Consider the following 18,978-nt stretch of genomic DNA (forward strand, 5'->3'; position numbering starts at 1 on the left):
ATGGAGTTCTCAATGACACCAGCATATGTAGTCGAACGTGAATCGGAACTCTCGCTGGCGCAAGCCATGCCGGTCGTCTTCGTCGTCGACGACGATGTCTCCGTACGTGAGGCGCTCGAAGCCATGATCCACTTTGCTGGTCTTAGGGCGGAGACGTACGCCTGCGCACGGGACTTTCTCGAACGTCCACGCGTCAGGGTCCCGAGTTGTCTGGTGTTGGACGTCATGCTTCCCGATCTCAGCGGCCTCGACCTTCAGAATCTCATTGCCGCCGAGCGTACCGACACACCGATCATCTTCATCACCGGCTACGGCGACGTGCCGATGACGGTGCAGGCCATGAAAGCTGGAGCGCTTGAATTTTTCACCAAACCCTTTGACGACCAGGCCATGCTCGATGCTATTCGGCACGCCATCGGGCGCAGCCGCGTGGCATTGAGCGAGGAAGCCGAGATGCAGTCGATCCGGGATCGCCACGCCTCACTCAGTGGGCGCGAGCGCGAGGTCATGGCGTTGGTCGTGACCGGGCTCCTTAACAAGCAGGTGGGAGCCGAGATGGGCATCGCCGAGATCACTGTCAAGATGCACCGCAGGCAGGTCATGCGAAAGATGAACGCACGGACGCTCGCCGAACTGATCAACATGGCGCGAAGACTTCATCATGACCGCGCGCCCAACGCCGCGCTGCAAAAAGTCGCGTAAAGCGGTGGGCAAATCGCCGGAAGACTACGCGAGCGACCCGACCATGCGCCGGGAAGCCGTGTGCGCGCCAGCTCCCGCTGCTCCCGATCGGCTAGCGACGAATCGAGCATCGATCCGGGGGTGTCTAGCACTGATGCTGCGCCGCGTTCGTATGAGCGATTGCACGTAAGCGCCTTGCGTCTGACCCGCAAAGGGTCGGCGCTGGCCGCCTGGCGCTCTGATTTGGCCGATACAATGCGGCTCACAAGCTCATGTTTGGTCGTTGGTCGTGCGTTTTCTTACGCTCAAGTGAACGCCAACACTGTCTCCCGCCAACGACGCGATGGCGAATGATGCAACGCACGCTGCTTTGGCAATGCACTCAATCGTCGAGAAGATTGCGATGGCAACGTAGCGCGTGTACTCAAGGGGTAGCGCTGGTGCCAAGGCGAATACGCTCACTCCACAGATGAACGTAAAGAACTGACGGGCAAAGCGCAGGTTGGCTACGGCAGCCGTGCCAGTGATGCTGAGCAGTACCTTCGACGCCACCAAGGCAAGCAGCGCGGTTGGATCAAGCGCGCCACCAAGCTCCAAAGGTGTCTCAATCACTGCCCATACGCATACCGCGATGACAGATGCGCTGAAAAGCAGGTCCCATTTTTTTGCTAACTCGACGGGTTCTTTGGGAATACGTTCGGATAAGACGTCCTTGTAGTCCATCGGGTCGATCATGTCGGCTGCTTTCTTGGGATGCACGAGAAATCCTCCTCTGAGCGGGACACGTGTCCTCATGGCGCACCCGCCATGAAGAAAAGTCACGTTCAACGCACTAAGCGGGCGTTGCGGTTAAAGGTTGATAGTTCTGCTGCCACGACTCTAGCGGCACTGCACGGTGCATATACATATCGCGTGCATTTAAGAGGAATCTTTCGCCGACTAGGGGGTGTCATGCGTGGGCGTGCGGCAGACCTGCGTTTGAAGCGTTGGCCTCTGAACGAATTTAGGCCATGCCCAATGTGGCCGCAATGAAACTTTAGGTGAGGAGTGGAAAGAGATTCACTCGCGTCGATGCGGCGATGTTCCTACACCATTGTGCAATTGAGTTGCGCACCGCTTTGCACCTAATCTTCTCTGGAAGGCGACTATCAGGACGACTCGAGACGTAATCGCGGCGACAAGGCGGCTCGATGATTCGGTAGGACGAGCAGGTACATCGATGGCTCCATCGAATGAAGTTCCTCTTCCTTCAACCCTTTCCCTGCCGCTTTCAGAGCCGCCATAGAGCAAGGTGCCTGTATGAGAGAAATCTGCCGGAAAGTTCTTCGTCCCGCTGCAATAGTCGCGGGGCTGTCAAGCCTCGGTGGCTGCAGCTGGGTCCTGTTCAACACGAAGGGCAGTGTCGGCCTTCAGGAGCGCGACCTCATCATCTTGTGCATCGGGTTGATGCTGATCGTGGTCTTGCCGGCCATCGTGCTGACCTTTGTCTTTGCGGGGCAGTACCGGTCGTCGAATCACAACGCCACGTATATGCCCGAGTGGACGCATTCAACGCGGATCGAAGCAGTGGTGTGGGGTATCCCGATCCTGATCATCGTCACATTGGCAATCATCGTGTGGAAATCGACACACGAGCTGGATCCGTACCGGTCGCTCGACGTGCCCGGCCAGCCCATCAACGTCGAAGTCATCGCAACCGACTGGAAGTGGATCTTCATCTATCCAGAGCTGGGAATCGCCACGATCAATCAACTGGTATTTCCCGCACATCGCGAGGTGACGTTCAGCATCACCTCCAACTCAACAATGGGGACGTTCTTCATTCCCCAGCTCGGCGGCCAGATCTATGCGATGGCAGGCATGCGGACCCAGCTGCACCTCATGGCAAACGAGGAGGGGAAATTTCGTGGCATGTCGGGCAATTTCAATGGACCCGGTTTCTCCGACATGAAGTTCATTGCGACCGCCACCAGCGAGGCTGACTTCCAGCACTGGGTGAAGCAGGTCCAGACGTCGCCCAACAGGCTCGATTTCAACACCTTCCAGAAAGTGGCAAGGCCCAGCCAGGGTACTGCGATCGTGCAATTCTCGCAGGTTCAGCCGGGCCTTTTCAAGGCGGTGATCGACCAATACGTTGGCCCGGGAGCGGACGCCGCGGCGCATGCTGCTCTCGACGTCAGCGCTTCGTCGAAAAGAGAGGAGTAACACATCCATGTTCGGCAAATTGACATGGGCGGACGTGCCGCTGCACGAGCCCATCATCGCGGTCACCCTGGCGGGCATCGTGCTCGGGGGCGTGGCGGTCCTGGGCGCGATCACCTACTTCAGAAAATGGACGGTGCTCTGGAACGACTGGATCACCTCGGTCGACCACAAGCGCATTGGCATCATGTACATCTTTGTGGCGATCGTGATGCTGATCCGCGGCTTCGCCGACGCCATCATGATGCGAACGCAGCTTGCGCTCGCCGGTCCCGGGCACCTGGGCTACCTGCCGCCGCATCACTATGACCAGATCTTCACGGCGCACGGCGTGATCATGATCTTCTTCGCGGCGACGCCGTTCGTCGTGGGCCTGATGAACATCGTCGTGCCGCTTCAGATCGGGGCTCGCGACATGGCGTACCCATACCTGAACGCCTTCAGCTTCTGGCTGTTCGTCGTGGGTGTCGTGCTCGTCATGCTGTCGCTCGGCGTCGGCGAATTCGCGCAGACAGGCTGGGTCGCCTATCCACCATTGTCGGACATAAAGTTCAGTCCCGGAGTGGGGGTGGACTACTACATATGGTCGCTGCAGGCATCGGGTCTCGGAACGCTGTTGACGGGCGTTAACCTCTTCGTGACCATTCTCCGGATGCGCGCGCCGGGTATGACGCTGATGAAGATGCCGATCTTCACGTGGACGGTGTTCGTCACGAGCGTAATCATCATTGCCGCCTTCCCGATCCTGACCGTTGCGCTGGCTGCGCTGGCGCTTGATCGCTATCTGGGCTTCCATTTTTATACGAACGAGTTCGGCGGTAATCCGACGATGTACGTGAACCTCGTATGGGCGTGGGGGCACCCAGAGGTTTACATACTCGTTCTCCCGTCATTCGGAATATTTTCCGAGGTTACCTCGACGTTCGCCCGCAAAAAGCTGTTCGGCTACAAGTCGATGGTGGGCGCGACGCTGGCAATCGGTATCCTGTCGTTCCTCGTCTGGCTGCACCACTTCTTCACGATGGGTTCGGGTGCAGACGTGAACAGCTTCTTCGGCATTATGACGATGATCATCGCGGTTCCGACTGGCGTGAAGATCTTCACGTGGTTGTTCACGATATACCGCGGGCGCGTCGAGTTCACGACGCCTATGCTCTGGACGCTGGCGTTCCTCGTAACGTTCACGATCGGCGGCATGACCGGCGTTTTGCTCGCGATTCCGGGGGCCGACTTCCTGCTTCACAACAGCCTGTTTCTCGTCGCCCACTTCCACAATACGGTCATCGCAGGCGGGTTGTTCGGCTATTTCGCCGGCTTGAACTACTGGTTCCCAAAGGTCTTCGGCTTCAGGCTTAACGAGCGTCTCGGCAAATATTCGTTCTGGTGCTGGGTCATTGGCTTTTATCTCGCGTTCATGCCGCTTTACATGCTCGGCTTCATGGGCATGACGCGGCGCCTGAATCACTACGACAACCCGGCCTGGACGCCGTATCTCCAGGTCGCGTGGGTGGGCGCGGTCTTCATCCTTGCGGGGATTGGACTGCTCATCGCGCAGATTCTCGTCAGTATCCGCGAGCGCAAGCAGAATCTCGACGTCACAGGCGATCCGTGGAATGCGCGCACGCTGGAGTGGTCGACGTCGTCGCCGCCGCCGTTCTACAACTTCGCCGTGGTTCCGCGCGTGGATGCCGTCGACGCATTCTACGCGGCGAAGAAACGCGGACTTCCGCCGCGCCCGAAGAGGTACGAGCCGATTCATATGCCGCGCAGCACCGGCGTGCCGTTCATCCTCGGTGTATTCATCCTGCTGCTGTGCTTCGCGCTGATCTGGCACATCTGGTGGCTGGTGGGGGCCAGCTTCGTTGCCACAATCGCGACGGTGATCGTCCGCTCTTATAACGACGATATCGACTATTACGTTCCGGCCGACGAAATCGCACGGATCGAAAAAGCACCCGCTACTCTCATGAAACGAGATCTGAACCATGTCTACGCAAACACTGATTGAAACAATCGGGACTGAGGACGAGTACGCGCAAGACGGCCACGACACGGGCTCGCGCAAGGTGCTGGGCATGTGGATCTACCTGATGTCCGACTGCATCCTGTTCGGTTCGCTGTTCGCGTCGTACGCCGTATTGAGCGGCGCGTTTGCAGGTGGCCCCGGCCCGAAGGACATCTTCGAGCTACCGTACGTGCTGGCCGAGACGTTCGTGTTGCTGCTTTCAAGCATCACCTGCGGCTACGCGATGCTTGCCGTGCACCGCCGCGATCAGGACACCGTGCTCCGATGGCTGACCCTGACCTTCATTTTGGGCGCCGTCTTCATCGGCATGGAAATGCACGAGTTCCATCACCTCGTTTCGCGAGGCTTCGGACCGCAGCGCAGCGGGTTTCTGTCTGGCTTCTTCACGCTGGTCGGCACGCATGGACTGCACGTCGCGTCCGGCCTGCTCTGGATGGCGGTGATCCTGCATCAGGTGGCGATCAAAGGACTGACACCCACGAATGTGACACGCCTCTCATGCCTGAGCCTTTTCTGGCACTTTCTGGATTTGGTCTGGATCTGCGTGTTCACGATTGTCTATCTCATCGGAGCATTCTGACCATGGCAAGCGATGCGACTACCCGCGCCGGCCAAGCCCACGGCAGCGCGAATTCCTACAATACGGGCTTTATTCTCTCGATCGTCCTGACGGCGATCCCGTTCGCGCTGGTCATGCATCCGATGCTGCCGCGTGCGACGACGCTTCTCGTGGCGGTGATATTCGCGGTTTTGCAACTGGTGGCGCACCTCGTGTACTTTCTGCACATGAGCCGTTCCTCGGAGGGCGGCTGGAACCTGATCAGCTTCGTGTTCACGCTGGTGATCCTGTTCATTGTCGTGGCGCTCTCGGTCTGGATCACCTGGAGCATGCACTTCAACATGATGATCCACTGATCTACCGCGCACATCCGACGAAGAACGCCCCGGACTATGTATCCACCTTACCTGCAACTGACGAAGCCCGGCATCGTGATCGGCAATCTTATCGCCGTCACGGGCGGTTTTCTGCTGGGTTCGCACGACAGCGTCGACTGGCTCCGGGGCGCTCTGGTGGCCGTCGGCGTCATGCTGGTCGTCGCGTCCGGGTGTGTGGTCAACAACGTGATCGACCGGGATATAGATGGCCTGATGGCCCGGACACGCAATCGCCCAATGGTGACCGGCAGCGTATCAGTGCCGTTTGCCTTGCTGTATGGCGCCGTGCTCGTCCTCGCGGGCATGAACGTGCTCTACGCGGGCACGCGGTGCGTCCTGCCCCTCGCGCTGATGCTCGTCGGCTACGCCGTGTATGTTGGGCTATATAGCCTGTACATGAAGCGCAATTCGATTTACGGGACGCTGGTCGGCAGCATTGCCGGTGCGATGCCACCAGTGGCCGGATACTGTGCGGCGAGCACCAGGTTCGACGCCGCCGCCGTCACATTGCTAGTCATGTTCAGTCTCTGGCAGATGCCGCATTCGTATGCGATCGCCATCTTCCGGGCCCAGGATTATCGCGCGGCTTCGATTCCCGTTTTTCCGGTTGTCCGGGGCTTTGCGGCCGCGAAGCGCCACATGTTGGCCTACATCGTCGCCTTTACGGCGGCCACCCTGACACTCGGCTTCCTTGGCTATGCCGGCAAGATCTATATGCTCGCCGCGCTAGTGGCGGGGTTGTACTGGTTCGGGCTGTGCGTTGCGGGATGTACCGCGTCAAACGAGGGCAGATGGGCACGCAAGATCTTCTTTGCGTCGATCATCATCGTGAGCGTATTGAGCGCTGCGATGTCGGTGGACAGTTCCCGGCCCCAACTGCCGACCAATCTCGCGCTGCTTGCTAGGAATTAAAGCAGAAGTTTCAGGTCTTTCGCGGTGTCCTCGGCACTTTCCTCATACTGCAGCGCGAAGCGCACCACGCCCTTGGTGTCGATTATGTAATCAAGTGCCGAGTGTTCCATCGTATATGAGTTGCCGGATGAGACTCTGCGGTAATACGCTCCAAAGGATCGGGTGGCCTCAGCTGTTTGCTGAGCGTCTCCGTATAGTCCGATGAACGTCGGGTCGAACGCAGCAGTGTAGGCCTCCAGAATCGCCGGCGTGTCCCGCTCCGGATCGACCGTGATAAAGATCACCTTCAGCCTGTTACCCTGATCTCCAAGCAGACGCTTGGTCTGTGCCGCACGAGCCAGAGTCGCCGGACACACGTCTGGACACCGTGTGTATCCGAAGACAAGCAAGACCACCTTGCCCCGGAAGTCCTCCAGCGTTCGCGGATTGCCGTCGGTATCGCGCAGATGGAACGTCCCGGGTAGCTTCATCGAGGACAGGTCGACACCGTGTAGCTTCGATGAGATTCTTTTGCCGCACGCCGCCAAGGCGAGCAGGAGCGCAGCACCGAGCAGACGGCGGCGACGTGGTGACGGCGCACTTTGGGACGGGCGGCGCTTCATGGTCTCGGACATGCTGAAACTCCATGAGAAGGAGGCAGGGGCGAAGCTGGTCGCTTGCGGAGCACAGCGTGTCGTTAGCGCGACCAACGATACCCCTCTATGCGTGCTGGCCGCGGCCGATATTCCACGGGCAATAGCAGCCGACGGCGACCATTGGAGCAGGTTCGACATGTGCCCCCGCGACCAGCTTGTCGAGAATCGGCTCCACGAAACTGTTGTTCGAACTACAGACAAGACCCGCGCTGTAGGGTCCCGCGTAGGCGAGCTTGCCATCCGCAGCCCAAATGGCGATAGCGGGACTGGCCGGTATGCGCTCCATTCCTTCGATTCCCGGTAAAGGCTTGAGCTTGCCTCGCAGGAAGGCCGGTAGTTGTCCGTCGGTACCGGGCTTGCGCACGCTGTAGAAGTCGATATCCGCGCCTCTGAACATCGTGATCAGATAGTTCAAGTGGGCGTCGGTGTTCTCGTTACAGCTTGCGCAGTCGGGGTCCCAGAAATGCACGACACGAATGCGTCCGGTATTGCCTGCCAGGTCCGGCGGCAGACGCAGGTCGGAGTCTAGGAAGAGAACAGCCTGATTCGAGTAGCTGGTTACTCCACCGACGCCGAAGTATCGCCACAGTGCAACGCCGGTCCCGACCAGAATGCATACAGCTGCACAGAGAAACAGCATGACTGGGCGGCGACGCAGCAGGGGAACGGTTGATTGAGGGGGTTCCCCGGTATTGGCTGGAAACATGTGCGGCAGGCGAGATATCGGGGCTTGTGATCAGCGGCTGGACCGAGCATAGACGGTGTGGTCGACGAGTCGACTACCGCTCGCAAAGCGCCACAGGCTAGTGCGGCTGGTCGAACAAATGTTTCCTAGAGGTCACGATCCCGAGGCTTGCGAACGAGGTCGATAGCCTCCCTCAAAGTCATGGCGGTTACACCATTCTTCTGCGTCTTGATGCGGGGCAGTGTTATGTAGGTGCGGCATATTTCACGGTAAAACTCGTCATGGGCCTGCTCACTTAACCAGTTGAGTCGTTCGCTGTCCGCATTGCTGGTATGGGCCTCGATCAAGTGCTTGCGAAGTAGCTCGATCTCGTTGGCGACTTGTCGAAGGGTATCGGCCACCTCACCCGTCATCAAGTCCGCCTGTTTTCTGATCTGTTCAAGATCAATGCGCATGATCAGGTATTTTAAGTATCGCAACAATGTCGCCGGACAACGTCCTCTTCTCACGCGGACTGAGAAGACCAATCTGGTCTACTCACCCAGATCGCGGCTCGGCATGGCAGCCACAATCAACGGTGCACCGATGACCACGCCCTCGAACCCAACAAACATGTTCTGAAGGGGAAGAGACTCCGAGCCGGCTGCTTTGATGAAGTCCACAACAAGGCTTCCGTCTACGAATGAATTTAAAGTAAGCCCCGGGCGGTCGCAATTGCACTTTGGGTTACGTATGAGATGCCGCTTCGTGCCACCGGTACGAAGGTTTAGCTAAACCATTGTGCAATGGACTGGTGCACCTCTTGCAACGTAGAGTTTCCGCCATGTCACGCTGTCCACTGACGGCAGCGGATGTGTGACTTTCGCGTTCATGCTGGTCCGGATTGGCCTCTTGCTCCCGGCGATGGCCGGCTACGCTCTGTACCACCCCGCGATTTCCGTGGCGAGGTGAACGGCAGGACCCACGCTTGAGGGTACGCGAATCAGTTAAACGGCTTGATTCCAGGAGCAGCCAATGAGGACAAGAGAGTACCCCGCGTGGTGACGGCGACCGGCAAACACATTCGCCTTCTCCGTAGTGGTGAAACCAAACCTAGTCGCGTAGGCCGCCATCGATAGCGAACAGGCAGCAAGCGACTAGCACATGAGTGGGTTGGACAGCACGATATCGGCATTGCTCGGCAGACCTCCCGGAAAGCGACGAGATCAGTTTGTCGGCGAGCTCACATGCATGTGCACGGCCGCGGGGTCGAGATTGCCTGGGTCGCTCGCGAGATGAAAATACAGCAACGCAGTAAGGATCGCGATGCACATTGCGATTCCCGGGTATTTCGCATCGACGCTGTCGATAGCGCGAATCAGAACACCCCGCCGGCGCGCGGTCGTGTGAAGACCCGGAGTCATGCTCCCTGGAATCCGATTCTTGCCGGCGGGCACGCGCGCAGTAACGCGCTGCCGCGCCAAAGCGGCCTTTGCCGCCTTCGGCCGCCCCACCGTGCACACGCCACGCACCCCATAAGTGCGCCGCTCTGCGCAAGATCGCGTTACATAGCGCATCCCCACCTCCCTGGTTCACGTAAGTCGGTGCAACAGAACGCGCGGCTATTTCGCCATGCACTGGCGGATCAAATAGGGGCGCTTACCTTGGCGCATGCCGAAGCGCCGCTCAGATCATTGAGTTGACGAATTTTGCGCGCGACTGCTGCGTCATGAACAGCATGATGATGTTCTTCGGCGGCGCACCGAACTGTGGCAACCCGGCATGGCTGCCACAGACTGGACAAGATGCTCGAGGTAGATATCTACTCGACGAGGCCGAGCGCTTGTGCAATCCCGAGTCCATATGCAGGATCAAAGTGCGTGTCCTAAAGTAATTCAATACCGTCGTAGTGGACCTCTTCGCAGAACGGACAATCAGCTAAACTTGATGTTGCTGAGGTTAATTGACACAAGCAGGGGTTCCATTTGCGGCTTTCCATCTTCCCCGCGAATATGGATTCGCCGCTTGGTCGGAACGATGATGCCGTTGAACGGCTTATGGTCGTAGACATAGTGAGCCGCCCCTGATCCGGCGGATATGTCCACATCGTAGTCGTGCCGTCTCAAGAGACCCTCATCGTCAAAATAGAAGATCTGCTCAGTAGAATGAGTGGTAATCGATTTCGGGACACGGACCCGAAGAACTCGCCATGTTTCGTCATTTTCTTGCCACGGCTCTACTTCTGCTGACTCGGAGCCATCTGTGACCAAAGAGAAAGGTGATGTGAGGTATGTCCACATAGCATATCCGGCAAAGTAGGCAAGCTGAATACGATCCCACGGCGTCGCAAGCGTATGACCGGCAAAGGACGCCCGTGTGTTTTCTCGAGCCTCAACAACATGGCCATCCAGCGTCTCGATAGCAACGCGCTCGCCTTTGAAGGAGCTTCGGTGCGCAGGTTCCAGGAACGGGGAATGTGACGCCCACTGGTGATGTAAGGATGCAGTGACGTGCGAGGTTCCGACGAATCCTTGCTGCCCTTTCAGTCCCCAAAGTGCTCCGCCAACATTCAAGTCCGCGGATACTTCGGAGAACTCTTTCCACCGTTTTAGGCCGCCATGGGCCTCAATAGCAAACGTCAGCAGGTCCTTCATAAATTTACACTCCGAAGAAAAGATGCTCTGGCCAGTCGAATCCTGGCTTTCGGCAATAACAACCAAATTTGTAGATGGGACGAACACTATTCGAGCGCTCAATCTCCTGCGGTCAGCTCATCGTCAACACGATGCGAAACCGTGCTTTTCCAGTCTTCATTCTTTCGTACGCTTTCGCCGCTTCCTCCAGCGGGACCTTCTCGATCATCGCGGAGACGCCGGCGAGCGCGCTGAACCGCAGTGTTGCGTCGCCAGTAGCGGGGTCGCCCGTCAGCGCGCCTGCGAGTGTCCGGCTCCCGAAGATAAGATCCGTATCCGACACGTCGATCGGCTCGGAACCGACTCCGAGTACGATCGAGACACCACCGGGGCGCAGGCCCTTAAAGGTCGCCGCGGTGGTCTTACCCGCGGCAGCCGTGACCAGAATGAGCTTGGCACCGCCGAGCGCCTGCAATGCCTGCGCGGGGTCACTCGCAGCACTGTCGATGTAGTGGTGGGCACCAAGCTTCGTTGCCAGGTCAGTCTTGTGGCGGCCGCGCGCAATTGCCGCCACCTCGAAGCCCATATGCCGGGCATATTGAACAGCCAGATGAGCCAGGCCGCCGATACCGAGCACGGCGACGAGATCACCGGCCTTCGCTGGCGCGTTTCGCAGCGCGCTGAACGTCGTCAGTCCTGCGCATAGCAGCGGTGCAGCGTCGACCGAGGACAGATCGTCAGGGACGGATACGAGTCCGCTCGCCTTTGCGATCATCACTTCAGCGTACCCGCCGTCTTGATGAATGCCGGTATATTCCTGATTCCGGCAGTTCACAAGGTCACCACAGCGGCAAAATGCGCAGTAGCCGCAAGCGCCGCCAAGAAATCCAACACCTACCCGTTGACCGATGGCCCAGCCCTGGACGCCGGAACCCAGCTCGTCGATTCGCCCAATGACCTCATGGCCGGGGACGCGCGGCCAATCAATCGGAAACAGGCCTTCCACGGTGCCGGCATCCGAGTGGCAAACTCCGCATGCCTCGATGCGGATGCGTACCTTGCCGGGACCCGGTGCTCGCAGTGGCTTCTGCGTCAGCTCCAGGCGGCCTGGGCTGACCGCCTGGACTGCGCGGTAGGTTGATATGAGTTCCACGGGTTTGCCTCCAAAGCAGCTTGATTGCGAGTCATTTACCAACACATCGATGGCCCGGGTGGGAATCACGCGTGCGATGGCATGGATGCGGGATCGCACGCAATGTCTTATTGGGACGGTGATATCGAGGTGTGTGGCCTCGGCATGACCTCAGTAGTTGAACCACTGGGAAAGGGCCTGGTTCTTTTCTTCCGAATAGGGAGGGAAAAGATGGTCGATCGCGACATTCGCCGGTGAAATCAACATGGATTTTGCGTGTGTCAACATGTCAAAGCCATACTTGCCGTAATAGTGTCCAATCCCTGCCGGACCAACTCCGCCAAACGGCATGGTTGCGATGAAGAGGTGGATATTGACTTGATTGACCGCCCCTCCGCCAAATGACAGTTCGCTGCTAAAGCGATCGATGGTCGCTTGATCCTGACTGAAAATGTAGGCGGCTAGTGGATGCGGGTTGGCGGAAATTTTTGAAAGCGCCTCGTCCAACGTCTTGTAAGTCAGGATCGGCAGGATCGGTCCAAAAATCTCGTCCTCCATGATTTCGTCATCCCACGAAACGGGATAGAGAATGGTCGGATCAAGATGGCGAGCCTCTGGATCGGACGAGCCGCCGTAGACAACTTTGGCAGGATCAATAAGCGCAGCAAGTCGAGATACCTCCTTCGAGCTGATTATGCGAGAGTAATCCGGGTTACTCTTGGGATCCTGCCCATAAAGCTCGACGACGCTCTTTTGGGCTTCCGCAACAAAGGCTTCTGCAACCGACTCGTGCACGTAAGCATAGCCAGGCGAGGTGCACCATTGGCCTCCCCATGCCGTTGCTCCCCATACTATTTTCTTGGCGGCATCCGGAATATTCGCCGTCTGATCGACGATGGCAGGGTTCTGCCCACCAAGTTCGAGGAGAACAGGCGTCAGGTTCTCGGCCGCCGCGTGCGCAACGATTTTGCCCACCTTCGTGCTGCCCGTGAAGAAGATGAAATCGAAGGGCAATTTCAAAAGCTCGCCAATTTCCTCGCGATTGCCGCGAACAGCGACGACTGCCCGGGAATTGAAATATTTTTTGACGAGATCCTGGAGCAAGCCAGAGGTTGCTGGTAATGCCTCGCTGAGTTTGAGGACACAGGTGTTACCGGCAGCTAGCGCCGCAATCGCCGGTCGGAGCAGCAGCAGGAGAGGACCGTTATATGGACCGATGACGAGCGCGACGCCATAGGGGTCGCGATAGACGACGCCCTTATGACCGGACTTGGAGAGTGCCTTGGGAATGGGCATCTCAGCCGGCGTCATCCAGTCCTTCAGCTGGCTTTTCTGGTATTCGGTTTCAACGATGGAGGCAGCTGTTTCAAAAATATACTCCTGGCTTGCAGTCTTGAAGTCATGGGCAACTGCCTTTTGCAATGCATCTTCGTTTTCCGAGATCATCCGGCCCATGCGTTCGAGTTGCTCGACTCTCCATCCATAGGAACGAGTGATATTGCTGGCAAAATGCGATTTTTGTGCGTCGAAAACACTCTGGAATCTGTTCATGCTTAGGTCCTTGAAAATTGTTTGCGCGTTCACCCCTGTCGCTGCTGTGTGCCGGGTCCCTCCGACGGGGACTATCCCCCGCGGCGAAGAGTTTTCGGGGCGACAGGGTGTTTTCCGGGGGAATAAGGTGGAAGTTTGTTTTCCGGGACTTACAGTGCGGTTGCATACCGCGGTGCAGGGACATCGTTCGACAGATGCCGCGACATCGTGCGGCGAGCGGCTTCATAAGCCTCCCATTTTTCGCCGGCATGCAATGACGGGATGGTGACGAGTTCGCAGCGGTCGAAGCCCGTCAAAGCCGCGTCCACCATGTCAGAGGCAGACATGACGATTCCTTCTGGCAAGTGCTCGATCGGGAGCCCGCCGGTCTGCCAGAAGTCGGTGGCCGTCGCGCCGGGCAGCACGGCTTGCACCTGTACACCCTTGTCAGCGAGTTCGTGGTGCAACGACTGGCTGAAGGCGAGAACAAAGGCCTTGCTGCCGCCGTAGACGCCGTTGAGTGTCTCCGGCGAGAGCGCGACGATCGACGAGATGTTGATCACGGCGCCCGTGCCACGCGCAATGAAGCCCGGGACAGCCGCGTACGTGAGGCGGGTGAGGGCGGTGACGTTCAGATCGATCATCCGGGTCATCGCGTCGATATCGCTTTCCAGCAGCGGCGTATGCGTGCCTACACCCGCGTTGTTGACCAGCAGCGTGACGCTTGCGTCCTGTTTCAGTTTCGCTTCAACGCCGGCAAGCGCTGTGCGGTCGTTGAGGTCGGTGTCGACGATTTCGACGCTTTGGTGCGTGTCGTTCGTGATGCGATCGGCGAGGGCGATCAGCCGGTCGCGGTTTCGGGCGACCAGAATCAGGTCGTAGCCACGGCGTGCCAGCCGATCGGCGTAGACTGCACCGAGACCCGACGAAGCCCCGGTAATGAGGGCTGTACCTTGGTGTACCTGAGCCATGATTTCACTCCGTTTCGAAGGTGATTGATGAACGCGTGATTGAATTCTGGCTTTGTTTCGTCGGGACAGAAATGACGGAATTCGGGTGGGTTTAGGACATCGTCCGCTGGAAAACGAACACGCACCGATAGGGCTCGCGTCACTTCAAGTTACTTTGCGAGTTAGCTTGCTGATCGCGTGACCGAAGGCGCTTTTTTCCTGCTCAAAGCCCGGGCGGTTGTCAGTGCGCGCCCGCCGCGGCGTCGCTCGAACTGTTGGCCTTGCCCGGCTTGGTGATCCAGATGAGCGGGATAATGACGATCATGATGACCGCTGCGGCATAAAACACGTCGTTCAGCCCTAACATCGCCGCCTGTGTCTGCACCGTATGATCGAACAAGGCATACGATGCGCCTTTTCCCAGACCAAGCAACGAGTGGTAGGCATCGATTTGCGCGTTGAACACCGGGTTGGTCGGACTTGACTGCTGCGTCAGGATTTCATGGTGCATGATCGTCCGGTTGTTCCACACCACACCCGCGATAGATGTGCCGACGCCACCGAAAAACATGCGCGCAAAGGTGGATAGGCCGGCGGCGGCGGGCACTCTTTCAGGTGGTTGCCCCGACAGGATGATCGTGGTCAGCGGGGCGAAGAACAGCGCCATCGGGATGCCTTGCAGCAGGGTCGGCAGGACGATGTAGCCTTCGCTGATATCCGTGTAAAAAAACGAACGCATGTAATAGACGATCGCGAAGCTGACGAACGCGCACGTGCCGATGATGCGTGCATCGGAACGCGGCAGTATTTTGCCCATGATCGGTGCGCCGATCACCGCGAAAATGCCCAGTGGCGCCGTCGCGAGCCCCGCATCCAATGACCGGTAGCCCAGATACTCCTGCATCCACTGCGGAAGCAACACCAGCGTTCCGAAGAAGATGGCATATGCGATAGCAATCGAAACCGTGCCGCCGAGGAAATTACGCTGCTTGAAGAGCGTCAGGTCGACAATCGGGTTCTTGTCCGTCAGCTCCCAGACAATGAAAAACGCCAGCCCCACTACGGCAACGATAGTCAGGACAATGATCGTGTTCGAAGAGAACCAGTCCAGATCCTTACCCTTGTCCAGCATTACTTGGAGCGACGCCACCCAGACGATCAGCAGCAGCAGTCCGACGACATCCACGGGAAGCTTTCGGGTCGGCGTGTCGCGATGGCGATACAGCGTCCACACCATTGCGGCAGCAAATAGCCCGACCGGGATATTCACATAGAAGATCCATGACCAGCTATAGCTGTCCGTCATCCAACCACCGAGTGTCGGCCCCACGATCGGCCCGGCTACCATGATCATCGAGAACAGCGAGAGTGCCAGTGAGGATTTCGCCCTGGGCCAGGAACTGAGCAGCAGCGCCTGGGACATCGGAATCAGCGGTCCGGCCACGGCGCCCTGCAGCACGCGCGCAAAAAGCAGCATCGGCAGTGACGGCGCAACTCCGCATAGCCACGACGCCATGACGAACAATAGAATCGAACCGACGAACAGGCGAACCTGGCCCAGCCGCTGGGTCAACCAGCCGGTCAAGGGTATCGATACGGAGTTCGCGGCGGCAAATACGGTGATGACCCACGTGCCTTCGTCGACCGATACGCCCAGGTTTCCGGAGATGGTCGGAATGGCGACGTTGGCGATCGATGAGTCAAGCACGGTCATGAAGCCCGCAAGGCCCACGCTTAGCGAGCCCAAAGCAAGCGTCGCCCCTGTAAGCGGGGGGGGATTCTGATGGTCGGTGGTCATGGTGATAGTCCCGCTGTTGCATGTCTGAAGGGAAAGGCACGAAGTCGTTCACGTGCTCCCTGCTCCATGAGCGAAGCTCATTCGTTTTTAGCGATGATGCGTGCGATCGCCGAGTCCGCTTCGTTGCCGTACTTTGCGAATACGTCGGTCTTGTAGGTCGACGGAGGATCGGTGTCGAGCTGCGGACCGGCAGAGTCCTTGACGTCGACATCCACGTTCATCGACAGCCCCACCCGCAGCGGATGCTTTTCCAGCTCCTCAGGCGGAATCTCGATCCGCACGGGCAGCCGTTGCACCACCTTGATCCAGTTACCCGTGGCGTTCTGCGCCGGCAACAGCGCCAGGGCCGACCCGGTGCCCGGCGTAAAGCCCACCACCTTGCCGTGATAGACGACAGAGGTGCCGTAGACATCGGCGGTGAGCTCGACAGGTTGTCCGACCCTGATATGACGAAGCTGCCACTCCTTGAAGTTGGCATCGATCCAAACCTGCTCGAGCGGGACCACGGACATCAGTGCCGCGCCAGGGGAAACGCGCTGGCCCACCTGAACTGTTCGTTGTGCGACATATCCTGTGACGGGTGCAGGCAACGTGGTGCGGGCATAAGCCAGGTAGGCGTCGCGAACTCGTGCGGCGCTCGCCAGTACGTCTGGATGGTTTGCGACTGACGTATTGGCCGTCAATGCGCGATTGGCACCGAGCTGTTGCCGGGCAGCGTCTAGCGCCGCCTGTGCCGACCTGACGGCATCGCGGGCGTGCGAGATCTCCTCGTCGGATACGGCCCCCGTCATGCCCGTGGAAAGTCGGCGCTTCAAGTCGTCCTGTGCCTTCGAAAGATCCGTCTGGCGTTCGGCGATATCTGCACGAAATTTGTCATCGTCGACATACAGGCCGTGGACTCTGCGAACGGTTTGGCCCAGATTGGCCTCGGCCTGTTGCAGGGCGATCCTGGCATCAGCGGGGTCAATCTGGACGATCGGCGCGCCCTTCTTGACGATTTGCGTATTGTCCGCATTGACCCCGATCACAGTGCCCGTGATCTGGGGTGTGATTTGCACGACGTTACCGTTCACGTAGGCGTCGTCGGTGTCTACGTGATAGCGCGCGTCAAGGAAATAATAGGCGCCATACGCAGCCCCCGCGATCGCCAGGGAAGCGACAAGCAGTACGAGCAGGAATTTGCGCTTACCGGCTTTTTTTGCCGGCTCGTTGGCCGACGGTGGCTGAGGGGTGTTCATCGATAGCTCCAGCAAAGTTGAACGTAGGCCGTCCGGCACCACGCCCGACGGCCAGTCGGTCGATTCAGTGAGTAGCGGCGTCAACGGATGGCGCGGGAATTGGTGTTTCGGTGTTTGCCGCGAGGCCCTCGCGCGCCGCATTGAAGCCCCCTCCGAGCGCCTTGATCAGACCTATTTGCTCGTCGCGGCGGCCCATCTCGAGGTTGACGACTGCCGTTTCGGCAGCGAGGCGGTTGTCGTCCGCATTAAGCACCTGCAACTGCTGATTCAACCCCGCCTTGTAACGAACCAATGCCAACTGATACGCCTTGGTCTGCGCGTCGAGCGCCTGCCGCGCGTCCACCAGCTGACGGTCGTCCGAACGGATCTGCGTGACCTGCGTGGCCACAGCGGACAGAGCGTTGATCAGAGTCTGGTTGTAGGTCGCGACGTCGTAATCGAAATCTGCGTAGCGGCCCTTCAGTTGGGCGCGCAAGGCACCGGCATCGAAGATGGGCAGATGAATCGCGGGTCCCGCCTGAATCTGACGACTACCAGCCGTCAGGAACCGACCCCAGCCGAACGCGACGAGTCCCACAGCTGCGGAAAGATTGACGTCCGGATAGAACTCGGCCTTCGCTTCCTTCACATCGTGCACGGCTGCATCCACCTGCCAGTAGGCCGCCACGATGTCCGGCCGGCGTGAAATGAGGTCGGCCGGAAGATTGTCCGGCAAGGCGAAGTCGGCAACGTCTGCTGGCGATGGCTGCGCGATCGTCAAACCACGGTCCGGCCCCTTGCCAAGCAACGCACCTAGTTGGTAGCGCACCGTCGTGATTTGCCCGTCGAGATCGCTGACGCTCGAACGGCTCGTTGCGGTTTCGCCGTTTGCGGTCTGCTGTTCGACGTTGGTGTCGAGTCCCGCACCTACGCGTCCATGGGTGATTTGCACGATGCCCTCGCGATTTTTCACTTCCCGGACCTGGATATCGCGCAGCGCATAGAGCTGCGCAAGATGGTTGTAGGTGCTTGCCACCGACGCCGCGAGCGAAATGCGCACCTCCTCGGCTTCGGCGTTGGCGACCTTCTCCTGCGAGATGGCCTGACGAAGCCGCTCCCGATTCTTTCCCCACAGATCGAGGTCCCACGACGCACTGGCGAGCACGTTGTTCTCGCTCTGCCAAGTGCCGCCGAACGGCGGTGGAACAATGCTGTTGGCGCTATAGCGCTCGCGCGTCCACGAATAGCTGCCGGTCACGTTCGGGTACAGTGCGGAATTGGCCGTGCCGACATAGGAATACGCTTTCTCGATGCGGGCACGTGCCTGATCGATCGTGGGATTGCCGGCCAGTGCCTCGTCGATCAACGTGGACAGTTGCGGGTCGCCGAATTGGCCGGCCCAGTCCATTGCCGGCCACTGTCCGCCCTCGGCGGGCAAACTCTCCTTCGTCTCGTAGTTCGAAGGTGGTGCAATCTGCTTGTCGCTTTTAATGCCGGCGTAGTTGACACATCCGGCCAGACCAAGCGCAGCCACCGCCGCCGCTATCGACGCGGCCCATGTGCTCGCTCGAAGCTGGAATTCGTAGTGATCCGTCATGGTTTCCATTTCCTTTCGCTCATCCGCATAACCTGGGTTCGCAAGGTTTATTGTGCATATGCACT

At 58.8% G+C, this 18,978-nt stretch carries 19 protein-coding genes; 6 read left to right on the forward strand and 13 right to left on the reverse strand.

The window, feature by feature from the left end; translation table 11 throughout:
* The first annotated feature begins 12 nt into the window (after positions 1 to 12).
* The gene (locus tag QFZ91_RS29770; protein WP_429569344.1) at positions 13 to 702 is read left to right on the forward strand and encodes a response regulator transcription factor; all 690 of its coding nucleotides are present in this window, start codon (positions 13 to 15) and stop codon (positions 700 to 702) included.
* Positions 703 to 951: 249 nt separating this feature from the next.
* Here the strand turns inward: QFZ91_RS29770 and QFZ91_RS29775 are convergent, their stop codons facing one another.
* Positions 952 to 1,440: a hypothetical protein gene (locus QFZ91_RS29775; protein WP_429569345.1), complete on the reverse strand. Its 489-nt coding sequence runs from the start codon at positions 1,438 to 1,440 to the stop codon at positions 952 to 954.
* A 540-nt stretch (positions 1,441 to 1,980) separates the two neighbouring features.
* Between QFZ91_RS29775 and cyoA the strand changes: the two genes are divergently transcribed.
* Genes cyoA through cyoE form a run of 5 tightly spaced genes read left to right on the forward strand, consistent with a single transcriptional unit; the run spans position 1,981 to position 6,757 of the window.
* Positions 1,981 to 2,886, forward strand: coding sequence for a ubiquinol oxidase subunit II (cyoA, locus tag QFZ91_RS29780; RefSeq protein ID WP_429569346.1), 906 nt, complete (start codon positions 1,981 to 1,983; stop codon positions 2,884 to 2,886).
* A 7-nt stretch (positions 2,887 to 2,893) separates the two neighbouring features.
* Positions 2,894 to 4,891 (forward strand): cytochrome o ubiquinol oxidase subunit I, encoded by a 1,998-nt coding sequence (gene cyoB / locus QFZ91_RS29785; protein ID WP_429569347.1) that lies wholly within the window; start codon positions 2,894 to 2,896, stop codon positions 4,889 to 4,891.
* Positions 4,869 to 5,489, forward strand: a complete 621-nt coding sequence (cyoC, locus tag QFZ91_RS29790; RefSeq protein ID WP_429569348.1) for a cytochrome o ubiquinol oxidase subunit III — start codon at positions 4,869 to 4,871, stop codon at positions 5,487 to 5,489. The genes cyoB and cyoC overlap by 23 nt, the downstream gene beginning before the upstream one ends.
* 2 nt (positions 5,490 to 5,491) lie before the next feature.
* A complete protein-coding gene (cyoD, locus tag QFZ91_RS29795; protein WP_429569349.1) occupies positions 5,492 to 5,824 on the forward strand; it encodes a cytochrome o ubiquinol oxidase subunit IV in 333 nt (110 codons plus the stop codon).
* 36 nt (positions 5,825 to 5,860) lie between these two features.
* Entirely contained in the window at positions 5,861 to 6,757 is an 897-nt protein-coding gene (gene cyoE, locus QFZ91_RS29800) for a heme o synthase (protein ID WP_176379490.1), read from the forward strand.
* Here cyoE and QFZ91_RS29805 read toward each other — a convergent pair.
* The 12 genes from QFZ91_RS29805 to QFZ91_RS29860 form a co-directional block, all read right to left on the reverse strand.
* Complete coding sequence (locus tag QFZ91_RS29805; RefSeq protein WP_429569350.1) at positions 6,754 to 7,371, reverse strand: SCO family protein; 618 nt, start codon at positions 7,369 to 7,371, stop codon at positions 6,754 to 6,756. The genes cyoE and QFZ91_RS29805 overlap by 4 nt on opposite strands.
* An 85-nt stretch (positions 7,372 to 7,456) precedes the next feature.
* Complete coding sequence (locus tag QFZ91_RS29810; RefSeq protein ID WP_429569351.1) at positions 7,457 to 8,032, reverse strand: DUF6436 domain-containing protein; 576 nt, start codon at positions 8,030 to 8,032, stop codon at positions 7,457 to 7,459.
* Between the two features lie 191 nt (positions 8,033 to 8,223).
* Positions 8,224 to 8,532, reverse strand: coding sequence for a hypothetical protein (locus tag QFZ91_RS29815; RefSeq protein WP_429569352.1), 309 nt, complete (start codon positions 8,530 to 8,532; stop codon positions 8,224 to 8,226).
* A 78-nt stretch (positions 8,533 to 8,610) separates the two neighbouring features.
* On the reverse strand, positions 8,611 to 8,739 hold the full coding sequence (locus tag QFZ91_RS29820) for a hypothetical protein (protein ID WP_429569353.1): 129 nt from the start codon (positions 8,737 to 8,739) through the stop codon (positions 8,611 to 8,613).
* Positions 8,740 to 9,282: 543 nt separating this feature from the next.
* Positions 9,283 to 9,480 (reverse strand): hypothetical protein, encoded by a 198-nt coding sequence (locus QFZ91_RS29825; protein ID WP_429536746.1) that lies wholly within the window; start codon positions 9,478 to 9,480, stop codon positions 9,283 to 9,285.
* Positions 9,481 to 9,990: 510 nt separating this feature from the next.
* Positions 9,991 to 10,710 carry a hypothetical protein gene (locus QFZ91_RS29830; RefSeq protein ID WP_429569354.1) on the reverse strand — a complete coding sequence of 240 codons (720 nt, stop codon included), beginning with the start codon at positions 10,708 to 10,710 and terminating at the stop codon, positions 9,991 to 9,993.
* A 112-nt stretch (positions 10,711 to 10,822) separates the two neighbouring features.
* Positions 10,823 to 11,833, reverse strand: a complete 1,011-nt coding sequence (locus QFZ91_RS29835) for an alcohol dehydrogenase catalytic domain-containing protein (protein WP_429570906.1) — start codon at positions 11,831 to 11,833, stop codon at positions 10,823 to 10,825.
* Between the two features lie 159 nt (positions 11,834 to 11,992).
* On the reverse strand, positions 11,993 to 13,372 hold the full coding sequence (locus QFZ91_RS29840; RefSeq protein ID WP_429569355.1) for an aldehyde dehydrogenase family protein: 1,380 nt from the start codon (positions 13,370 to 13,372) through the stop codon (positions 11,993 to 11,995).
* A 149-nt stretch (positions 13,373 to 13,521) separates the two neighbouring features.
* Positions 13,522 to 14,322, reverse strand: a complete 801-nt coding sequence (locus QFZ91_RS29845) for an SDR family NAD(P)-dependent oxidoreductase (RefSeq protein ID WP_429569356.1) — start codon at positions 14,320 to 14,322, stop codon at positions 13,522 to 13,524.
* A gap of 220 nt (positions 14,323 to 14,542) precedes the next feature.
* Positions 14,543 to 16,099, reverse strand: coding sequence for a DHA2 family efflux MFS transporter permease subunit (locus tag QFZ91_RS29850; protein ID WP_429569357.1), 1,557 nt, complete (start codon positions 16,097 to 16,099; stop codon positions 14,543 to 14,545).
* A gap of 77 nt (positions 16,100 to 16,176) precedes the next feature.
* The gene (locus QFZ91_RS29855) at positions 16,177 to 17,337 is read right to left on the reverse strand and encodes an efflux RND transporter periplasmic adaptor subunit (RefSeq protein WP_429569358.1); all 1,161 of its coding nucleotides are present in this window, start codon (positions 17,335 to 17,337) and stop codon (positions 16,177 to 16,179) included.
* 64 nt (positions 17,338 to 17,401) lie between these two features.
* Entirely contained in the window at positions 17,402 to 18,922 is a 1,521-nt protein-coding gene (locus QFZ91_RS29860; RefSeq protein WP_429570907.1) for an efflux transporter outer membrane subunit, read from the reverse strand.
* Between the last annotated feature and the right edge of the window lie 56 nt (positions 18,923 to 18,978).

Source organism: Paraburkholderia sp. JPY419 (genome assembly GCF_050435705.1).
GTDB lineage: Bacteria > Pseudomonadota > Gammaproteobacteria > Burkholderiales > Burkholderiaceae > Paraburkholderia > Paraburkholderia youngii.

Coding starts and splice junctions, on each gene's coding strand:
- QFZ91_RS29830 (WP_429569354.1), bottom strand. CDS start 10,710: ATGAAGGACCTGCTGACGTTTGCTATTGAGGCCCATGGCGGCCTAAAA.
- cyoB (WP_429569347.1), top strand. CDS start 2,894: ATGTTCGGCAAATTGACATGGGCGGACGTGCCGCTGCACGAGCCCATC.
- QFZ91_RS29845 (WP_429569356.1), bottom strand. CDS start 14,322: ATGGCTCAGGTACACCAAGGTACAGCCCTCATTACCGGGGCTTCGTCG.
- QFZ91_RS29770 (WP_429569344.1), top strand. CDS start 13: ATGACACCAGCATATGTAGTCGAACGTGAATCGGAACTCTCGCTGGCG.
- QFZ91_RS29855 (WP_429569358.1), bottom strand. CDS start 17,337: ATGAACACCCCTCAGCCACCGTCGGCCAACGAGCCGGCAAAAAAAGCC.
- cyoC (WP_429569348.1), top strand. CDS start 4,869: ATGTCTACGCAAACACTGATTGAAACAATCGGGACTGAGGACGAGTAC.
- QFZ91_RS29815 (WP_429569352.1), bottom strand. CDS start 8,532: ATGCGCATTGATCTTGAACAGATCAGAAAACAGGCGGACTTGATGACG.
- QFZ91_RS29860 (WP_429570907.1), bottom strand. CDS start 18,922: ATGGAAACCATGACGGATCACTACGAATTCCAGCTTCGAGCGAGCACA.
- QFZ91_RS29810 (WP_429569351.1), bottom strand. CDS start 8,032: ATGCTGTTTCTCTGTGCAGCTGTATGCATTCTGGTCGGGACCGGCGTT.
- QFZ91_RS29850 (WP_429569357.1), bottom strand. CDS start 16,099: ATGACCACCGACCATCAGAATCCCCCCCCGCTTACAGGGGCGACGCTT.
- QFZ91_RS29840 (WP_429569355.1), bottom strand. CDS start 13,372: ATGAACAGATTCCAGAGTGTTTTCGACGCACAAAAATCGCATTTTGCC.
- QFZ91_RS29825 (WP_429536746.1), bottom strand. CDS start 9,480: ATGACTCCGGGTCTTCACACGACCGCGCGCCGGCGGGGTGTTCTGATT.
- cyoD (WP_429569349.1), top strand. CDS start 5,492: ATGGCAAGCGATGCGACTACCCGCGCCGGCCAAGCCCACGGCAGCGCG.
- QFZ91_RS29805 (WP_429569350.1), bottom strand. CDS start 7,371: ATGTCCGAGACCATGAAGCGCCGCCCGTCCCAAAGTGCGCCGTCACCA.
- cyoE (WP_176379490.1), top strand. CDS start 5,861: ATGTATCCACCTTACCTGCAACTGACGAAGCCCGGCATCGTGATCGGC.
- cyoA (WP_429569346.1), top strand. CDS start 1,981: ATGAGAGAAATCTGCCGGAAAGTTCTTCGTCCCGCTGCAATAGTCGCG.